This window comes from Paenibacillus radicis (ex Xue et al. 2023), assembly GCF_024722015.1.
Lineage (GTDB): Bacteria > Bacillota > Bacilli > Paenibacillales > NBRC-103111 > Paenibacillus_S.
This window is the reverse complement of sequence record NZ_JANQBD010000006.1, coordinates 173,824-191,523: the sequence shown is the minus strand read 5'-3', so window position 1 is coordinate 191,523 and position 17,700 is coordinate 173,824. Positions and strand designations below refer to the sequence as shown.

The 17,700-nt window shown below is 44.8% G+C and carries 17 protein-coding genes; 11 read left to right on the top strand and 6 right to left on the bottom strand.

The features are described 5' to 3' along the window. Together NV381_RS10185 and NV381_RS10180 are read left to right on the top strand one after the other, a co-directional pair. Positions 1–975: an aldo/keto reductase gene (locus NV381_RS10185; RefSeq protein WP_258213167.1), complete on the top strand. Its 975-nt coding sequence runs from the start codon at positions 1–3 to the stop codon at positions 973–975. Then, a complete protein-coding gene (locus tag NV381_RS10180; RefSeq protein ID WP_258213166.1) occupies positions 972–2,162 on the top strand; it encodes an MFS transporter in 1,191 nt (396 codons plus the stop codon). The genes NV381_RS10185 and NV381_RS10180 overlap by 4 nt, the downstream gene beginning before the upstream one ends. Before the next feature lie 174 nt (positions 2,163–2,336). On the opposite strand, the gene NV381_RS10175 is transcribed toward NV381_RS10180, so the two are convergent. Next, a complete protein-coding gene (locus NV381_RS10175; RefSeq protein ID WP_258213165.1) occupies positions 2,337–3,134 on the bottom strand; it encodes an SDR family NAD(P)-dependent oxidoreductase in 798 nt (265 codons plus the stop codon). A 203-nt stretch (positions 3,135–3,337) separates the two neighbouring features. On the opposite strand from NV381_RS10175, the gene NV381_RS10170 reads away from it, so the two are divergent. From NV381_RS10170 to NV381_RS10150, 4 genes are all read left to right on the top strand, one after another. Next, positions 3,338–4,228 (top strand): DMT family transporter, encoded by an 891-nt coding sequence (locus tag NV381_RS10170; protein ID WP_258213164.1) that lies wholly within the window; start codon positions 3,338–3,340, stop codon positions 4,226–4,228. A gap of 895 nt (positions 4,229–5,123) precedes the next feature. Continuing rightward, entirely contained in the window at positions 5,124–5,591 is a 468-nt protein-coding gene (locus NV381_RS10160; protein ID WP_258213162.1) for a GyrI-like domain-containing protein, read from the top strand. Positions 5,592–5,646: 55 nt separating this feature from the next. Continuing rightward, positions 5,647–6,147: a DUF1572 domain-containing protein gene (locus NV381_RS10155; protein ID WP_258213161.1), complete on the top strand. Its 501-nt coding sequence runs from the start codon at positions 5,647–5,649 to the stop codon at positions 6,145–6,147. 482 nt (positions 6,148–6,629) lie between these two features. Next, a complete protein-coding gene (locus tag NV381_RS10150; RefSeq protein WP_258213160.1) occupies positions 6,630–6,998 on the top strand; it encodes a DUF4180 domain-containing protein in 369 nt (122 codons plus the stop codon). Positions 6,999–7,139: 141 nt separating this feature from the next. On the opposite strand, the gene NV381_RS10145 is transcribed toward NV381_RS10150, so the two are convergent. Next, entirely contained in the window at positions 7,140–8,303 is a 1,164-nt protein-coding gene (locus NV381_RS10145; RefSeq protein WP_258213159.1) for a copper amine oxidase N-terminal domain-containing protein, read from the bottom strand. A gap of 285 nt (positions 8,304–8,588) precedes the next feature. On the opposite strand from NV381_RS10145, the gene NV381_RS10140 reads away from it, so the two are divergent. Continuing rightward, positions 8,589–9,299, top strand: a complete 711-nt coding sequence (locus NV381_RS10140; RefSeq protein ID WP_258213158.1) for a YebC/PmpR family DNA-binding transcriptional regulator — start codon at positions 8,589–8,591, stop codon at positions 9,297–9,299. Positions 9,300–9,551: 252 nt separating this feature from the next. Here the strand turns inward: NV381_RS10140 and NV381_RS10135 are convergent, their stop codons facing one another. Together NV381_RS10135 and NV381_RS10130 are read right to left on the bottom strand one after the other, a co-directional pair. After that, the gene (locus NV381_RS10135; protein WP_258213157.1) at positions 9,552–10,118 is read right to left on the bottom strand and encodes a 5' nucleotidase, NT5C type; all 567 of its coding nucleotides are present in this window, start codon (positions 10,116–10,118) and stop codon (positions 9,552–9,554) included. Between the two features lie 193 nt (positions 10,119–10,311). Then, a complete protein-coding gene (locus NV381_RS10130; protein WP_258213156.1) occupies positions 10,312–11,313 on the bottom strand; it encodes an NADH:flavin oxidoreductase in 1,002 nt (333 codons plus the stop codon). A 151-nt stretch (positions 11,314–11,464) separates the two neighbouring features. Between NV381_RS10130 and NV381_RS10125 the strand changes: the two genes are divergently transcribed. Next, a complete protein-coding gene (locus NV381_RS10125) occupies positions 11,465–11,902 on the top strand; it encodes an Lrp/AsnC family transcriptional regulator (RefSeq protein ID WP_258213155.1) in 438 nt (145 codons plus the stop codon). Between the two features lie 110 nt (positions 11,903–12,012). On the opposite strand, the gene NV381_RS10120 is transcribed toward NV381_RS10125, so the two are convergent. Next, positions 12,013–12,879, bottom strand: a complete 867-nt coding sequence (locus NV381_RS10120; RefSeq protein WP_258213276.1) for a sigma-70 family RNA polymerase sigma factor — start codon at positions 12,877–12,879, stop codon at positions 12,013–12,015. Between the two features lie 197 nt (positions 12,880–13,076). Between NV381_RS10120 and NV381_RS10115 the strand changes: the two genes are divergently transcribed. Together NV381_RS10115 and NV381_RS10110 are read left to right on the top strand one after the other, a co-directional pair. Next, positions 13,077–13,547: a carboxymuconolactone decarboxylase family protein gene (locus NV381_RS10115; protein WP_258213154.1), complete on the top strand. Its 471-nt coding sequence runs from the start codon at positions 13,077–13,079 to the stop codon at positions 13,545–13,547. Positions 13,548–13,649: 102 nt separating this feature from the next. Next, on the top strand, positions 13,650–14,306 hold the full coding sequence (locus tag NV381_RS10110) for an NAD(P)H-dependent oxidoreductase (protein ID WP_258213153.1): 657 nt from the start codon (positions 13,650–13,652) through the stop codon (positions 14,304–14,306). A gap of 186 nt (positions 14,307–14,492) precedes the next feature. On the opposite strand, the gene NV381_RS10105 is transcribed toward NV381_RS10110, so the two are convergent. Next, complete coding sequence (locus tag NV381_RS10105) at positions 14,493–14,930, bottom strand: MarR family winged helix-turn-helix transcriptional regulator (RefSeq protein WP_258213275.1); 438 nt, start codon at positions 14,928–14,930, stop codon at positions 14,493–14,495. A gap of 203 nt (positions 14,931–15,133) precedes the next feature. Here NV381_RS10105 and uvrA point away from each other — a divergent pair, with 203 nt between their 5' ends. Next, positions 15,134–17,638 (top strand): excinuclease ABC subunit UvrA, encoded by a 2,505-nt coding sequence (gene uvrA, locus NV381_RS10100; RefSeq protein WP_258213152.1) that lies wholly within the window; start codon positions 15,134–15,136, stop codon positions 17,636–17,638. Positions 17,639–17,700: the final 62 nt, after the last annotated feature.

The window sequence follows — 17,700 nt, the reverse complement described above, 5'->3', positions numbered from 1 at the left end:
ATGAAACACAGAAGCTTGGGAAGAACCGGATTGAAAGTATCGGAGGTCAGCTTGGGGACGATGGCTTTTGGCCGGTGGATTGATGAGACGCAGTCTCGAAATGTGTTCGATGCAGCGTTGGATGCTGGGATCACATTGTATGATACAGCAGACGTCTACGGCAAAGGAATGGATCGTGATAATCCGCTTGAATCTGGAGAATCCGAAGAGATTCTGGGGAAAATTATGCAGGGTCGACGTGATCAAATTATTCTCGCTACTAAAGTACACGGCAAAGTTGGACTAGGTCCCAATGATTCGGGTCAAAGCCGATACCATATATACCGTGCCGTGGAGGCGAGCTTAAAAAGGCTGCAAACCGATCATATCGATTTGTATCAAGTGCACCGGTTTGACTCTCAGACTCCGTTGGACGAAACGCTTCGTGCGCTCGACGACCTGGTGAAGTCGGGTAAAGTCCGCTATATCGGCTGCTCCAACTTTGCAGCATGGCAGATTGCCAAGTCGCATGGGGTTAGCGCTTTGAATAATCTTCACCGGTTTGAAAGCGTGCAGCCGGAATACAGCATCATTTCCAGAGGCATCGAGGATGAGCTGCTCCCGTTCGTTGAATCTGAAGGAGTAGGGGTTATTGTATACAGTCCGTTGGGAAGAGGGCTGTTAACCGGCAAATACCGGCAAGGTGAAGCTCCGCCGGAAGGATCACGTGGTGCTGCCGGAGAGAGAAGGCTGCAATCGTTGCTTGGAGTAGACCGCAATCTTGCCATTGTAGAGGCGATCAAGCCTATGGCTGATCAGAGGGGATGGACATTGGCCCAATTCGCATTGGCCTGGGTGCTTAGCAATAACAATATTAGCTCCGCCATACTGGGAGCATCCCGTCCTGAGCAAATTGAAGATGCGTTATTGCATATCGGAGAAACGTTGACGGCCGAAGAATTAGCCGAAGTGGACCGTGTATCGAAACAACGATGAGCACTGAAAAATCAGCAAAGGCCACTTACGTATATGTATCCTTTTATTATGCGCTTATGTTTATGGCATTAGGCGCTTTCTCTTCTTATATTAGCTTGTATTATAACAAAATTAATTTGGATCTTTTTACGATCGGCTTGCTTACCTCAGTGGGTTCGATTATTGCTTTATTCATACAGCCCTTGTGGGGGCTAGCGGCTGATCGGGCCAAATCGAAGAACGGTATTTTATTGCTAAGTCTGTTGCTGACGGCTGCTACAATATGGCTGGTTCCGTTATCGGGTAACCATCTTTGGCTGCTGCTGCTGTCCACCACTTTGTTTTCTGTGGTTCAATGTGTTGTCAATCCGCTTAGCGATACGATTGCATTGGAGCTGGCTAACAAATCGAGATTTAATTTCTCAAGGGTCAGGACGGCAGGCTCTGTCGGCTATGCGGCCATGTCGGCGGTTGCAGGGTGGATATTGGACAAGAACATCGATTATATGTTTCCCGTATTTTCCATTATGATGTTTATCGCTTTTTTATTTGCGTGCGGCATTCCAAAAGTAGAAGGCCATCAACGCAAGGCGAAGGTCAAGCTGAAGGAGCTTTTTAAGAACAAGCCGTTATTATTAATTTATATTTATACGTTCACGATTGAGTCTACGATGGGCTTCTTCTTCACTTTCCATGCCGTCTATAGTCAAGAGCAGGGAATCACCACCAGCTTGATCGGTATTGGAATTATGATCGGATCCATCAGCCAGTTTCCTTTTATGATCTTCTTTGATCGGTTGTACAGAAGGTTTGGCATTTATCAAATATTGATGTTTTCAGGCTTAATTCACATTCTTAGATGGCTGCTGTATGCGGTCGCGGTTACCAAATTTACTGTCATATTGTCATGGGTGCTGCATGGAGGAACGTTCATTTTATTTTACTTATGCCTTGCAGAATATGTGAATCGGTATGTTCAGAAGGAATTGAAGGCGAGCGGGCAAATGATGAATTCCATCATGCTGCTGGGAGGAAGCCGGATTTTTGGCGGATTGGCAGGTGGTGCTTATGCAAGCTTGTTTGGTATGGGCTCTGGGTTCGCTGTTTGTGCAGTTGTTTGTGTGATGGCTATGATTTATTTTGCCTTGTTTGTAAAGAAGCATTTACAGACACAGGTGGAGCAGAGCCAAATAGGGGTTTCTTCTTAGTGGTAAGTGGAATGCATTGTTTAATAATTGCAAGAAGAAGGCTGCCAACAGGAATGGTTGGACAGCCTTCTTTGTCTATATGGCTTGAATATAAGGGTACGGTTTGAGGCGATGAGTCCATTCGAAAGAGCTCTGGAAGCTAAGTTCCGCTAGTCAACCAGCCGTTCCGGTCACTTAATCGACAAGAAAGCCGCAGGTGAGATTAGCCACCGTGCCCGTCATAGCACCAGCTTGATCCGAAGCCATGAAAACCGCTGTGTTGGCTACTTCGGCAAGCGTAGGAAGCCGCTTCAACAGTGTGCTGCTTGCGGCCCCTGTCAGCATCTGATCCAATGTTATACCGGCGAGCTCGGCGTTGATCTGGAAGATGTCGCGGCTGTGAGAGCTTACTTCAGTGGCCTCAGGAATCATATGGGGTCTGAGGCAGATAACGCGGATGCCATTGGGAGCGAGCTCGCCTGCCAGATGGCGGGAGAATGATTCGACACCAGCGCAAGCAACGCTGTGTCCCATGAATCCTGGTCCGGCCATTCGTGACACGGGTGTTGACAGAGTAAGAATGACGCCTGATCCTTTGTTCACCATGTGCCGGGACACGGCCTTAGAGGTAATGAAGTTAGTCCGTGTATAGGTAGTGATCGGAGACATATAGTCCTCGAGGGTCAGTTCCGCGATTGGTGTGCCCTGAACATGAAAAATCCCGATGGCATTCAATACGATGTCGATACTGCCCGCCTTCATCGCCACGTCATCGGCATGATTCTGGACCGACCGCTCATCAAGAGCATCGACTTGAGCGATTTGGGCTGCTCCTCCAGCTGTGGTAATATCACTCGCCACCGCTTCGAGTTTATCAAGCGTGCGGCCGGCTAGGAAAACATGTGCCCCTTCGCGAGCGAAAGCACGGGCAATAGCGCCGCCAATCACTCCACCTCCGCCGTAAATTATCGCGTTCTTATTGTTAAGTAGCATAGTCATTTCCTCCTTTTCCACTATCATAGCACGCATCCTAAATATTGGTTTCTTCTCGATTGCTGTTTTGGATAAGGTATGCTAACCGTCTCAAGCTTGAAGGCCAACCGCTTCCCTTAAATCCAGGTATACTGGGGAATTTCAATTCAACCCTAATATGGTATGATAAGGTAGATTTGTATTACAAGCTCGGAGGTTAGTCTGTGAACCGTTTTTACTTCGCATTTTTGCTAATTGTTACTACTGCTTTAATGGGTTCATCATTTGTGGTGGGCAAAATAGGGGTAACTTACATCTCACCGCTTCTTTTGGCAGGGCTTAGATTTTTTTTGGCTGGGGCTTTAATGGCTGTTTTTGTAAGAAAATATACGCACCCTCATCTTTTAGCTGATTGGATAAAAGTTATTGTAATCGGGTTGTTTCAAACTGTTGGGGTTATGGGCTGCATATTTGTCAGCCTTCGTACGATCACAGCTGGTGAATCTTCTATTCTAACCTTTATGAATCCGTTATTTGTTGTTATTCTCAGCACCGTATTTATAGGGATAAAATATAAACCTGTTCAGTGGCTTGGAGTGGTTTTGGGTTGTATTGGGATGATAATTTTAGGTCTTTTACAATGGAGTAACGGAACCATTATTGGTTTAATAGGCGGATTATGTTGGGCCATTGCGACTTTGCTTATTAAAAAATTTAATCTCGCTTGCAGCGTTTGGGTTTTGACTGCGTATCAAATGTTATTTGGCGGATTAATATTAACGATGGCAAGCTTTTTTATGGAAAACATAAGGTTAACCGTTAATTTTATTTCCGTTTCTTCGTTAGTCTACTTGGTGTTGTTTGGTTCCATTGCGCAGTTTGCTTTATGGTTTTATTTGCTTTCTATAGGCGACTCCACTAAAACTAGTGCATTCCTGTTTCTTGCTCCGTTTTTTGGCGTATTATTCGGGTATTTATTTCTGGACGAACCGCTACACAATGAAACAGCTGTAGGAGCCATATTGGTTTGTATAGGTATTTTTCTAGTTAACAGGTCTTATTCTAAAAGCGATAAAATAATCAAGCAAAACCTGAGTAAACAGGGGGATCATTAACCCCATATGGAAGTAATGGAAAGCAACAGCTTAATAATCACGATCGAGGCTGCTGATTTCAATTGGATGGGCAGCTTTGTTGTATAAATAATGATTGATGCTGGCGCAGAACGCCAGTCGACAAAGGCAGTGGCGGTCTGGACTCAACTCATGTCCGAGGCTCTCACTGCTCTTTTTTGATGAGTGTAAAATTATTATTTAAGACTTGGCCCCTTATTGCTACGAAAGACAACCTCACCTCAAGTATTTTATAAATTGCTGAAAATAGGCATCTGTCCAATCCAAAAATTCATACCTACATACATTATATTAGCCCACTTTAGAAAAGGAGTGAAATCTAATGTCGTTTATGCCACCACCCGGACCTCCGCCTGGACCATCGCATGGTCAGCAACACGGACCTCCACATGGCCCACCGCATGGACATGGACCGCAACACGGACCCCATCATGGGCCGCCACCTGGACATGGACCGGCATTCCCGCCGCCATCTTTTGAACCGACCATATCTGCTTTTGCTGTTGACCCCCGATCTATTTCGCGCTGCTTGTTTCGAAATACTTTTGTTTGGCTAACTAATGGAAACCGCTTTTGGTTTTTCCCGACTTTTGTCGGAAACTTTTCGGTTTCAGGTTTTAGGTGGACCGGCAGGTTTTGGGTGATTTTTGGAATCAGTTTAAGAGAAATTAGTTCTTTTACTTGCTTTTAGAAGACATAAAAAAGGGCCCTTTGATCCATTTTCTTTTCTTAATCCTTCGAGAGAAAAGGAAAGGGGGAAATTAGGGCCTTTCTGTATACGGGATTGTATATTTTGTGTTGCAACCTTTACAAGCGAACGTATATTCGCTAAAATTAATGTGGGTATATTTTCCATTTGAAAAGGAGGCATTTTATAATGAAAACTCATCAAGTCGTTACGATGGAAAGAGAAGAGATCAAGTTGGTTGGGTTTACAATAATTGAAAGCTTAAACAATGTTTTAGAATCAAAGATTTTTGGAACGTTACGAGAAAATTTGGCGAAACAAATGGATGAAATTGAAAATAGGAACGGATCCGGCATTTATTTAATTCAAATTTACCCTCATGAAGGTCAATGGACTCCCGATATTCCATTTCAACATGTGATTGCCTTCGAAGTGACCTCCTATGGTGAGATTCCTAGTGGCATGATAACTTATATTGTACCTTCGGGGCGTTTTGTGAAAATTATACATACAGGTGCAGAATCACAGATTGGTACAACTTATGATTTTATTAATAAATCGTTTGGAGAAAGACCGATTGATATAGAATATTGGAACGATATTCATACATTAGAAAGTGATGACGGGCAAATTGATATTTATATACCAGCGAAATAATACAATTTGAACCAGTAACAGGCAGGATCGCCAACTTTGAAAGGTGTGTGACCAAATGGACCCATTGACCTCACTAATCGAAAGTTTTTTATGGAAATTTAGAGGGGAAAGGAAGTGGGTGCCTATACTGATCGAACAATTGTCAGAGGAAGATATAGTTTGGAGACCTACTGCAGAAAGCAATAGTATAGCCAATTTAGTGGCACATATATGGGGTACCGTACATCAACGAGTTGAAATCATATTTTTTAATATTCCTGATACTAGGGACAGAGATGAAGAGTTCAGAATTGGACTTGTCATGTCTAAAGAAGAAGCGTTAGATCTGATCATTAGATCTTTTGATATTATTATACATGTGCTGGAAGATATGAAATCGAAACCGGAAATACTGCTTAGTCAGCCTTATGTAAATATGGCACCGCTTAAATATAGTGCTTTAAATAATCAATCCACTGTACTTGATGTAATGATGCAGATGATGAATCACCTGCCCTATCATACGGGCCAAATCACATACATAGCTAAAATGAGGAAAGGTCAGCTGAATTGGTAAGCATGAAACAATGAAGTCTAAATGGAATTTGATTGAATTCCTGCAATTTTACAGGCTTTTGTTACATGAATGATCCCTTTCGCAAAATGCCTGCTTAAATGCAGGAATCTCATCTTCTACTCCTCAATGGATCCATCTGCGGGTACAAAGCCTGCACAATCGCAGGAATATGCTCTCTTCATCCATTTTGAACCAATAATTCCTGTATATTAGCAGGTTTATGTATATGTTCGATGGTCGACTACCATTGCCTTACTTAACTTCGGAAATAAAGGTTGAACTTGCAGCAGGCTTAAAAAGTATTTGGCTGGGAAGAGTAAATAAGGGGCCATCCGGATATTTCCAGCTTAGCCGATAATGTGTGTAAGATGAACCTTATCACAAATAGTGGTAAAATGAGGGTAAAGTGGATAGATTGGATAGATTGGTCACTGTTACATTCGATAGATCCAAGCAGCTTATAAGTGGAAGGTGAATTAATAATGAATATAACTATCGATCAACAAGGTAATTCAAAGGTCGCCATTGTAGAAAGCTCTGACATCATAATAAGCGATGTTCAAGGGGCATTGGATTTGATGGCTTCTGTTAGGTACAATCAGGAATGCGATAAAATAATGATTGAAAAATCGAACGTAACGAAGGAATTCTTCGAGCTAAGAACGAGACTTGCAGGTGAGATCTTGCAAAAATTTGTGAACTACAACGTTAAGTTCGCTATTGTAGGAGATTTTGATGAGTATAATAGCAAAAGCTTGAAGGATTTTATCTATGAGTGTAATAACGGCAATCAAATATTTTTCTTAAAGGATAGACAGGATGCACTAGACGCTCTGCACAGGAGCACTTAAACACTTGGTAAAGGGAATCCATAACATTGGTAGAAGTGTGGATCAAAAGAGGGAAGTGTAAAGAATCTACAAAAAACCGCATGCCCACTTCATGCGGCTTCACAAGGATTTTAGCGATACAAGTCTTGAGTGAGCTTCGTTTTATTTTTCAATTCCACCAGTATCAACGACTTCGAAATCGCTGCCTTTGAGCTTGCTCAGTTTATGCAAGTCATCGTCGTCCCATTTGGGATCAGGCGCTCCGCTTACATAGAGATCACTGCCGTTGTCAGCGACTATCATACCGTATTTCTTCATCGCGCGAAGGATCGCCTGATTTGTGGAGGAGTAACTGGATATGTCGAAATCGTCACGCAGCCTGAGCCGTAGTCCCATTGGTGGAAGATTGGGATCTGTACTGTTCGAGGCATAGTGGGTGGCAGGAGCGATGAATCCGCGTTGTGTTTTTCGAACAGTGAAACGCAGCGCATGGTTGATTTCTCCAGCTAACGCTTCCTCATACCGGACGAGTCCGGGAAAGATTGGCAAGCCAGCTGCGTCAGCGGATGTCCAATATTTGGGCCTCATCGCGTTTGAATTCAAATCCCATTTGGCTCCGTTCGAAGCTTTCCAACCATCGGGTGTGGAGTGGGCGTTGTACAATTCATACAGCATTTGATTGTCTTTATCGACAACGATAACATGACGGTCGCCATCACTATTCGGTCCGCCCTCTATAGGCGCATTTGCCGGTATTGGGTAGGGTCCCGGATCGCTCTCGTCTCCGTAGTCCGTGAAGGTAACCTTTACTTTTGGTTGATCGCTGCCTACGATCGAGTATGGAATCCCTATGGGGGCCCCTTGCCACGTGGTGCCAAAATCAGCATGCACGCTGGTATTAGTGCCAATAGAGGCGATATACTGCTTGGATTTCTGGTGAACAGGATATTTCGAGATATCCGTATTCCATGGATTATCCTTAGGAAATACTTGCAATGCCGCCGATCCGGGTGATGATTTCTTATTTTCCTCCGAAGGAGTCGGATTTTCCACCGGTTTGTCCCCGACATAAATAGAGCTTGTAGCATCATCCCAGCTTACCGGTTTACCCAAAGATTCCGATAGAAATCGAAGCGGTACATAGGTCGTATTTTTGTAAATGAATCCTTGCAGATCCTGCGGTGGCTGCTTGTTCTCTCCGTTGAAATAGTACTTTATGTTGCGAAAATAAACGTCAATGCCGACCGCATCGGCCGCGTATGTAAGACTCGAGAAAAACAAGGCGCCACAAACGAATCCGACTGTTCCTGATTTCCAGTTGCCCATTGTATATTCACTCTCCAATTTTTTTTATGCGACGTTCCTAATAATTTGGCCTATCAGATTATTCGTAGAAGAATTAATAATTTATGTCCCGTGTTTAAAATTGTTTTATGATCATGCAAAAATCAATAACAAGCGTACTATTGTCTTGAACAAATGGCAGTAGTCGAAAGGACAAAAGTATGATATTTTGATCCTGTGAATAACGAAGCGATATTATTTTTTTCCATTTATAATGAAAATCGGTTATTATGTGTAGTGAAATCAAAATAGAAAGTGGGATCAATCGTGGGCCGTAAGTGGAATAACATTAAAGAGAAGAAAGCATCTAAAGATGCAAATACAAGTCGAATTTATGCTAAGTTTGGACTTGAAATTTATGTAGCGGCACGGAAGGGTGAACCGGATCCAGAAGCAAATCGTGCTTTGAAGGTTGTTCTCGAACGGGCAAAAACCTATAATGTGCCAAAAGCGATTATTGATCGCGCTATCGATAAAGCAAAAGGGAGCTCAGATGAAATTTATGAGGAGCTTCGTTATGAAGGCTTTGGACCAAACGGTGCGATGGTCATTGTAGACACACTAACGAATAACGTGAATCGCACAGCTTCAAGCGTACGTGCAGCATTCAATAAAAATGGCGGGAATATGGGTGTAAACGGTTCAGTCGCTTACATGTTCGATGCCACAGCAGTTATCGGTATTGAAGGCAAGAGCATCGATGATATCATGGAGATTTTGTTGGAAGCGGATGTAGACATTCGTGACCTTGTTGAAGAAGATGAGATGGTTATGGTATACGCTGACCCGGAACAGTTCCATGCCGTTCAAGAATCATTTAAAAAGGCTGGTATCACGGAGTTTTCCATTGCTGAACTGACCATGTTAGCTCAAAATAGCATCGCTTTGCCGGAAGAAGGACAAGCCCAATTCGATAAGTTGATTGATGCTTTGGATGATTTAGAGGATGTGCAGCAGGTATATCATAATGTGGAATAAGATATAGAAGAATAAGCAGTTTATTTCCGCGCATGGCGCGGTTTTTTTTAGGTAACCATTTAATGTTATTGGATCAGGGGTGAGCGAAGCTTGCCCTTATTTGTCTATATAGCATTTATATGTTTCGGGGCTCCCCGCAAAGTATCTGAATCAACTTCGAAGCAAGACCCACTTTGTGGGGATATTTTATAGGCTACTACCCTAATTTTAGGCAAGCTCATTCAACGGTTAACCAAAAGTTCTCCCGAAAAACTAATTCAAGGTCAGCTTCGATGCTAAATGATCGATATGCTCTTTTACTTCAATCCAGTTTGAAGCGCGAAGTACGAAGTCGTTGGTTACGGCCAAATTATAGGGCTGCTCGTATAAAATAACCGGCTTATTTACTAGGGCAAACTCCTCAGCATAGTGAGGGCCATCATCAATCAACACATCTATTTTGGAGTTCATACATTCTTGGAGTTTATTTTCAATAAGCGTAATATTGTGATAATTAATCTTATGATGTTGAAGCCATTTAATAGTAACCTCACGAAAAAGTAAAGGTCGAGCGGTAATGATTGATATTTGATGCTGATTAAATAATTGCTGTAATATTTCTACGGCCATTGGTAAAGGTGATGAGTTCCAATGAATATCATGTCCGTATTTGTTATAAATGACATTACGTTCTGCCTCGTCCCACCCATATAAACGATATATATAAAAATCATTAACATCATCAGGTGTAAAAGACAAGCCGGACGCTATATTATAGTAATGTAAATGAGCTGAAGTGGCATCAAGAATGGTGTTGTCCAAATCTATTCCAATATGCAAAAGTTAGCAGCTCCTAACTAGAATTACTAAATTTGTAGTAACCCTATTATACCATATGTTGGGTTCTGCTTTTAAATATGTGTTACTAATCTTATCTAAAAAAAGAAACCGCCCATGTGGCGGTTTTTAGCTATTTAAAGGTGGCGCCGCATGATGCAGCGCCTCTCTTTTGTCTCTGGCGGGAAGGGAAGCCTCAGTCCCTTGGGCCTATCATTTTCTGCGCGAAATCGGGGTCTTCAAGCAGCGGTCGTCCGATAGCTACGGCATCTGCCAGCCCATCCCCAATGATCCGGTCGGCAAAGCTGCGGGTATAGATTTTTCCGACAGCGATGACGGGTACGTTAAGATGCTGCTTAATGACGGCTGCGTCAGGCAGTTGATAGCCTGGATGAACATCCGTCGGTTGGATGGGCAGCAGACCGCCGGATGATACGTCAACCGCGTCTAGAAGTCCGTTTGCTTCGAGTGGTTTGAGCATCAGCGCCAGCTCCTGCGGATTTAGACCGCCGTCGATATAATCGGTCGAGGAGACCCGCACAATTATTGGATAATTGCGGCCGGTTTCGGAACGGATTGCAGCAAGCGTGTCTTGCAAAAATTTGGTCCTACCGCGAGGTGTTCCACCGTATGCGTCATCGCGGAGATTGGAGAGAGGCGACAAAAATTGATGAATCAAAAACCCATGAGCCGCATGCACCTCAATCCCATCGAAGCCGGCCGCAATGCTGCGTCTGGCAGCCATTCGGTAATCATCAATGAGAGCCTCGATTTCAGAGAGCGACAATTCAGCAGGATTTCCGTAAGTCCCGTCATAGGGAATCGCACTTGGCGCAATGAGCCGCTTCGTCACTTCCGGTGCTGATTTTCTTCCTCCATGGGACAGTTGAACGAATATCGGTGTATTTTGGTTATGAACGGGATCGGTAATTCTTTTCAGGGCATCGGTATGTCGATCTGAATAAATGCCAATGTCATTAGGCCACAGTCTACCGTTATCGGACACTGCCGTCGACTCCACTATAATTAATCCAATCAAGTTAGCCCTTCTCGAATAATGCTGAATATGATGCTCTGTCGCATAACCTTCCGGCGAGCCTTTGTACTGCTGCATAGGCGCCATGATTAACCGGTTGCGAAGCTCCATGCTGCCAATCGTAAGAGGGGTGTCGAGAGAAAGTGATTTTGCCGTTATCATTAGTTATCTTCTCCTTCAAATCTGTTTAATGACATTTTATAAGGTTGGATATATAATTTACATACACAAAACAAGTTATAAAGAAGTCATTTTCTTCATATTAAAGTTAAAAGAACGAGTATAGCGTATAAAATAAAGGAGATCACTCGCAATGGACAAAATCGACAGTCAAATACTAGCGCTGCTGCATGAGAACGCACGAATGCCAGTTGCCGAAATCGGTCGGACGATCGCAATGACACAGCCGGCCGTTACCGAACGAATGCGCAAGCTTGAGGAGCAAGGGATCATCGAGGGCTACAAGGCGATTCTCTCATCCAAAAAGCTCGGCAAAGACGTTACAGCGTTCGTGCTGTTCAAGACGAGCAATTGTTTGGATTTCCAGGGATTCTGCATGCAATCCTCGGATGTCATAGAATTGTACCGCATTAGTGGAGAATATAATTTTATGATGAAAATAATTACCGCATCGATGGAATCGTTGGCCACTTTTCTCGATTCGTGCAGTCCGCACGGTTTCTCTTCTACGCTTATCGTGCTTTCTGCGGCGATTGAGAATAAGCGGATGGTCGCTGACAATGTCGATTAAAAAGCCACTTAAAACTTAAAGGATTCAACTTGCGAAGGTTTAATGGTAATGACAACGCAAAAAAACTGCCAATGGCGCCATTAGGCAGTTTTTTTGCGTTGCCAGATCAATCAATCTCCCAATATCGCCAGGTCGAGCTGGCGTATCCGTTCAGGGTCAGAGATCAAGTCAATCTCGGTAATTTTCTCGTTCTTTATTGTATATTTAAGGATGTAGAGCAGTTTTCCGCGAGGAGCGACGATAACTCCTACCGATCCATTTACTAGAGCTGGTTGCGAAGCTTGTACACGGCCTGAAACTTGCTTGGCGAGAGATATTGCGCCTCTAGTTACCCTTGAGGCAGCTGACTGTCGATCATCCCGAAGCACAACTTCAGGATCGAGCGCTGCTACAAGCGTATCGAAGTCGCCGGCGTGAGCCGCAGCAAGGAAAGCGTTAATGAGCTTGCGGTGACTAGCAAGGTCGGCCTCGGGGGCCGTTCGTACCCCCTGAACCCGTCGGCGTGCACGGCTTGCAAGCTGCCTGGTTGCGGTCTCGGATTTACCCACAATAGCAGCAATCTCGGTGAAGGGCATGGCAAATATATCGTGCAATACGAACGTGATGCGTTCAGCAGGATTCAGATTGCCAAGCACGACAAGCAGCGCGAGACCGACAGAATCAGCAAGCAGTGCTTCATGTTCGGGATTGCCTTTACCCTCATGGCTCGCAAATGTATCGGGAAAGAGCGTTTCTATCGATTCCTCTCGCCTTGTTTTCCGTGATCGGAGCATATCGAGGCATACCCGTGAGACAACTGTAGTCAGCCATCCTCCCAGGTTCTCGACACTGCTCGTATCCGAACGGCTAAGCCGCAGCCAAGACTCCTGTACAGCATCCTCCGCTTCACTCAATGATCCTAGCATTCGATAAGCCACCGCTTGCAAATGATTTCGGTGCGTTTCGAATTGCTGGGCCAACCCTTCATAATCGCTCATCATTCTAATCCCTTCTTAATAAAAAATTAGCCTCTATAAATATTGACGAACAAAATCCAGCCGATGTGACAAGATCGCCAAATATTCATTGAATTTCCGTGTCTTATGCAAACCTGTCACACTCCCGAGACTTGATTCGTCTTTGTAGAGAAGGGCCGAATAATTGGCTCCAATCAGAAAGAGAAGGAGTGTTTCCCATGCAATCAAGAATGAACAGCCCCGCTATGATCGTACCCGAAGCGATCCAAGCCCTGCAAGCCTTGGGCCAAGCCCTGTTTGCTTCCGCAGAGACAACCAGCGTTCCAATGCGGACGCTTTTCCTTGCCTATCTTCGGGCAAGCCAAATCAATGGAGACAGCGTCTGCGTTGAGCTTCATTCACGCAATGCTTTAGCGGCAGGTGAAAAGGCAGAGAGGCTTCTGGCCGTAGCGGCATGGCGTGAAACACCACACTTTACCGACGCCGAACGTGCTGCTCTGGCGCTCAGCGAGGCGGTTACCCGGTTCAGCGACAGAACAGACCCGGTGCAAGACGAGATCTATAAGGAGGCTGCCCGGCATTACGATGAGCAGGCGCTGGCTACTCTCATCACCGGTATCGCCACGGCCAGCCTCTGGAATCGCCTCAACGTCTCTACAAGGCAGATGGTCAGCGTTTCTTACGGCTAAATGCTCCTGCCAGTGCGGTTATTATGGACGAAGAAGGTCGTCCACCATTGGCTGTCTTTATCTTTTTGTTTTCTATAAAAAATTGAAGGTGGTAATTATATTATGGCAACTGTTTTATATATCACAACAAATCCAAATGATCATGAAACCTCATATAGTATGGCTGTAGGCGAAGAATTTGTACAGGCTTACCGCTCCGCAAATCCGAATGACGTAGTCGTTCATCTGGATCTATATAAAATGGATATTCCGCAGCTTGATGCCGACGTTTTTAGCGGTTGGGGGAAACTCGGAGCAGGCACTGCTTTTGAAAAATTGACCTATGCAGAAAAAGCGAAAGTAAGCCGTCTAACTGAACTTGTAGATCAATTTGTTGCTGCTGATAAATATGTATTTGTAAATCCCGTATGGAATTATTCATATCCACCTGTTATGAAAGCATACATCGACTCCATCTGCGTTGCAGGCAAAACCTTTCAATATATTCAGGGTAAAGGGCGGGTTGGTCTACTGAGCGATAAAAAAGCGGTTCACATTCAGGCGAGCGGAAGCGTGCTGTCCCCGTGCTCAGCTACAGCTACTGGCGACACTGGCGACTTTGAAATGGGTCATCGCCACCTGGATATCATCATGGAGTTCCTTGGGGTTCCAAGCTTTGAAGGCATCTTTGTGGAGGGTATGGCCGTAGCTCCTGACCAAGCACCAATGATTAAAGAAAAAGCGATCCAACAGGCGCGCGAAATTGCCTGGAGCTTCTAATAAATTCCATAACTTTTTTGGATTTAATGGCTCAAAAGAATTCCATAATCATTATGTGGCAACCTGCCTGTATGGTCTCAATAATTTTCGGGTATGCTTTAACTAGTGAGTTTTAATGTGAATAAGGACGGTACCCTGGAGGCATTTACCCTCTGGATATCGTCCTTTTTAATTTTCTTGCCTAGGTTAGGAAGAAGATTTGCTGCGCGCAATGGAGCTGAGATGATGAATCTGCTCTTCCAAGACCGTGCTTGCTTTGCCTAAGAACTGCGTAATAAGATCGAGCTCTTCAGGAGTATAGGTGGAAGCCAATTTAATCATTGCGGTGTGAAGAGGGAGGTACGTATTGCTGACCTCTTCTTTATTTTCATATTGTGGGACAATAATTACTTTGCGACGGTCACTGGGATCATTTTGCCTGCGAACATAACCGATTTTTTCAAGTCGATCAATCAATGCGGTAACACTCCCCGTAGAAAGCCCAGTTAATTTGGATAGTTCCCCAGCGGTGATTGGGCCTTTTTCGCGCAGAATATCCACGGATATAAAATCATGATTGTATAAACCGAGAGATGTAGCCACATTCTGCTGGTACAATACTGTTCGGGTTCCAAGTCCACGCATGAATGAGACGAAATGTTCTTTTGGATCTGTAGTTTGATCCTGCTGATGGCTTGACAAAAAACAAACCTCCTTTTATCATGTTAATATCTTGATAGTAGAGATATTTGATAATAGAGCAATTATTCTAGTTCATTGTATCGCAATCATTTATATTTTGCAAAAACGTTTAGAACTTGAGGGACTTAATAGTGAGGAGGATTTTTATGAAAGAGACTATTACTATTAAAGGTGCGAGAGAAAACAACCTTAAGAACGTCTCGCTTTCGATTCCCAAATACAAGCTGGTTGTCTTGACAGGACCATCGGGATCGGGCAAATCGACACTGGCTATGGATACACTTCAGCGGGAATGCCAGAGACAGTATATGGACTCCATGGGAATGATGACCGATACGATCAGCAAACCGAAGGTAGAATCGATTGAAGGACTATCCCCGTCCATCAGTGTAGGACAGCATGTCACCAATCGTAACCCGCGCTCTACAGTCGGTACCGTGACAGATCTGTACACATTTGTCCGTTTTATCTTTTCCAGATTGGGGGAGCGGATTTGCCCTTCCTGCAGCGGCTGCATCCCGCCTTCTTTTGAACCGACAGGTGTGATGGCAGAAGATGACGAGGAAATGGATCAGCAGACGATGAGTTGTCCGTATTGTGGAGCTAAGCTTGAGAAACTGGGAATGTCACATTTTTCCTTCAACAAACCGGAGGGTGCATGCGAAGTTTGCAGCGGGCTTGGTCATGTCGCAAGCATAAATGAAGAGGCAGTTTTCAATTCGGAGCTAAGCTTGTCAGACGGGGGAGTTGCTTCGCTGAACGGCGTCCATCGGGATATTCAGACCCGCATTTTAATAGCGGCCGGAAAGCATTATGGTTTTGAATTTGATCCGGATCAACCGTTGAAAGATTTGGGTGAGGTACAGCGTGATTTACTATACTACGGAGTCGAAAGTGAAGCATTCAAGCAGCATTATCCGAATGTGAAGCCGATCCAAGGGACTAAGTTTGAAGGTGTTATACCTGGATTATGGCGGCGTTACAAAGAGAAGGAAGGAGAGTCCGGCACTAAGGAAAAAGAGGGGAGTTTCTTTCAAGAACAGCTGTGCCCCGAATGTCTAGGAGCACGTCTTAAGAAAGAAGTTCGTCTTGTTCGAGTAGCTGGCTCATCCATTACTGATGTATCGGACTGGTCGCTCGGTGATGTATTGGAGTGGACGAAAGGTTTGCAGGCGGTGCTGCCGCCCGAGGGCCTTCATCTGCTGAAGCCGGTCCTCGATGATATGCCCGTAAGGCTAAAACGGATTATTGATGTTGGACTAGGTTATCTTTCTATGAACCGGCAGACAGTCACATTGTCCGGGGGAGAAGCGCAGCGGCTTAGGCTTGCATCGCTGCTTGGTTCAGGACTTACAGGCGTGCTGTATATTCTGGATGAACCGACGACGGGTCTTCATCCGCGGGATACTATCGGCCTCATTCGGGTGCTGCAGCAGCTGCGCGATCTGGGCAATACCGTGCTCGTTATCGAGCACGATGTCGAGATGATGCGCGCTGCCGATCATGTTATAGATATAGGACCAGGTGCTGGCTTGCACGGCGGGACCGTTGTGGGCGAAGGAAGCCTTGAGGATTTGATGTCAAGCGAGCTTTCAGTTACCGGTGCGTACTTAAGAGAAGAGAGTCTTCCGATTCCCAATCGCATTCGAAGAACAGGTAACGGACAGCATATTACGATCCGAGAAGCAGTGGCTCGAAATGTCAATATCCCGGCTGTTTCCTTTCCGCTTGGCTGTCTGGTGTCCGTAACGGGAGTTTCGGGCTCAGGTAAATCCACTCTTGTATTCGATATTCTTGCTGAAGTAAATCAGGAAGGACTAGAGCAAAAAGGCTGCAAGCAGATTACAGGATTAGAGCATGTCGGAAATATTGTTATCTTTGATCAATCGCCTATGGGTAGAATCCAGCGCTCTAATGTAGCCACTTATACCGATGTGTTTACACATCTGCGCCAGCTGTTTGCCGGCTTGCCGGAAGCTAAGGAAAGAAAGCTGACATCTAAACATTTCTCATTTAACACGCCGGGTGGACGTTGCGAGAGATGTCAGGGACTGGGTGTATTGTCTGTAGATATGAATTTCCTGCCTGATCTGGAGGTGAAATGCCCCGACTGCAAAGGTAGAAGGTTTACTGACGAGGTATTGCAGGTTAAGTATGAAGGTTTCTCCATCTCGGATCTGCTGAATTTGTCAGTGCAGGAAAGCCTGCCTATTCTCAAAGGTGAATCCAAAATTGCTGGCATAATCGAGATGCTGTGTGAGGTTGGACTTGGTTATCTTCAGTGGGGTCAATCGGTCAAAACCTTATCAGGCGGCGAAGGTCAGAGGATTAGGCTCGCGAAAGAACTGAGCAAGCCGTCCAAAAACCATACGCTCTATTTGTTGGATGAGCCAACGACCGGTCTTCATCCGTCTGACATCAAACAGCTTCATATTTTACTGAAAAAGCTGGTAGATACAGGGAATACCGTTGTCGTTGTTGAACACAGTCTGGAACTGATCCGAGAATCCGACTGGGTTATCGATATCGGTCCGGAAGGTGGCACAGCGGGTGGCAAGCTTGTAGCCGAAGGTACGCCGGAGCAGGTAGCCCAAGTGTCGGCTTCTTACACAGGTATGTTTCTAAAGCGGGTTCTGGCTGAAGGGCTTTGATCACAGAGAGCCGATTTCTTGGCGGATCCAAGCACATGTTGAAACATTCAAGCTGGAAGGTA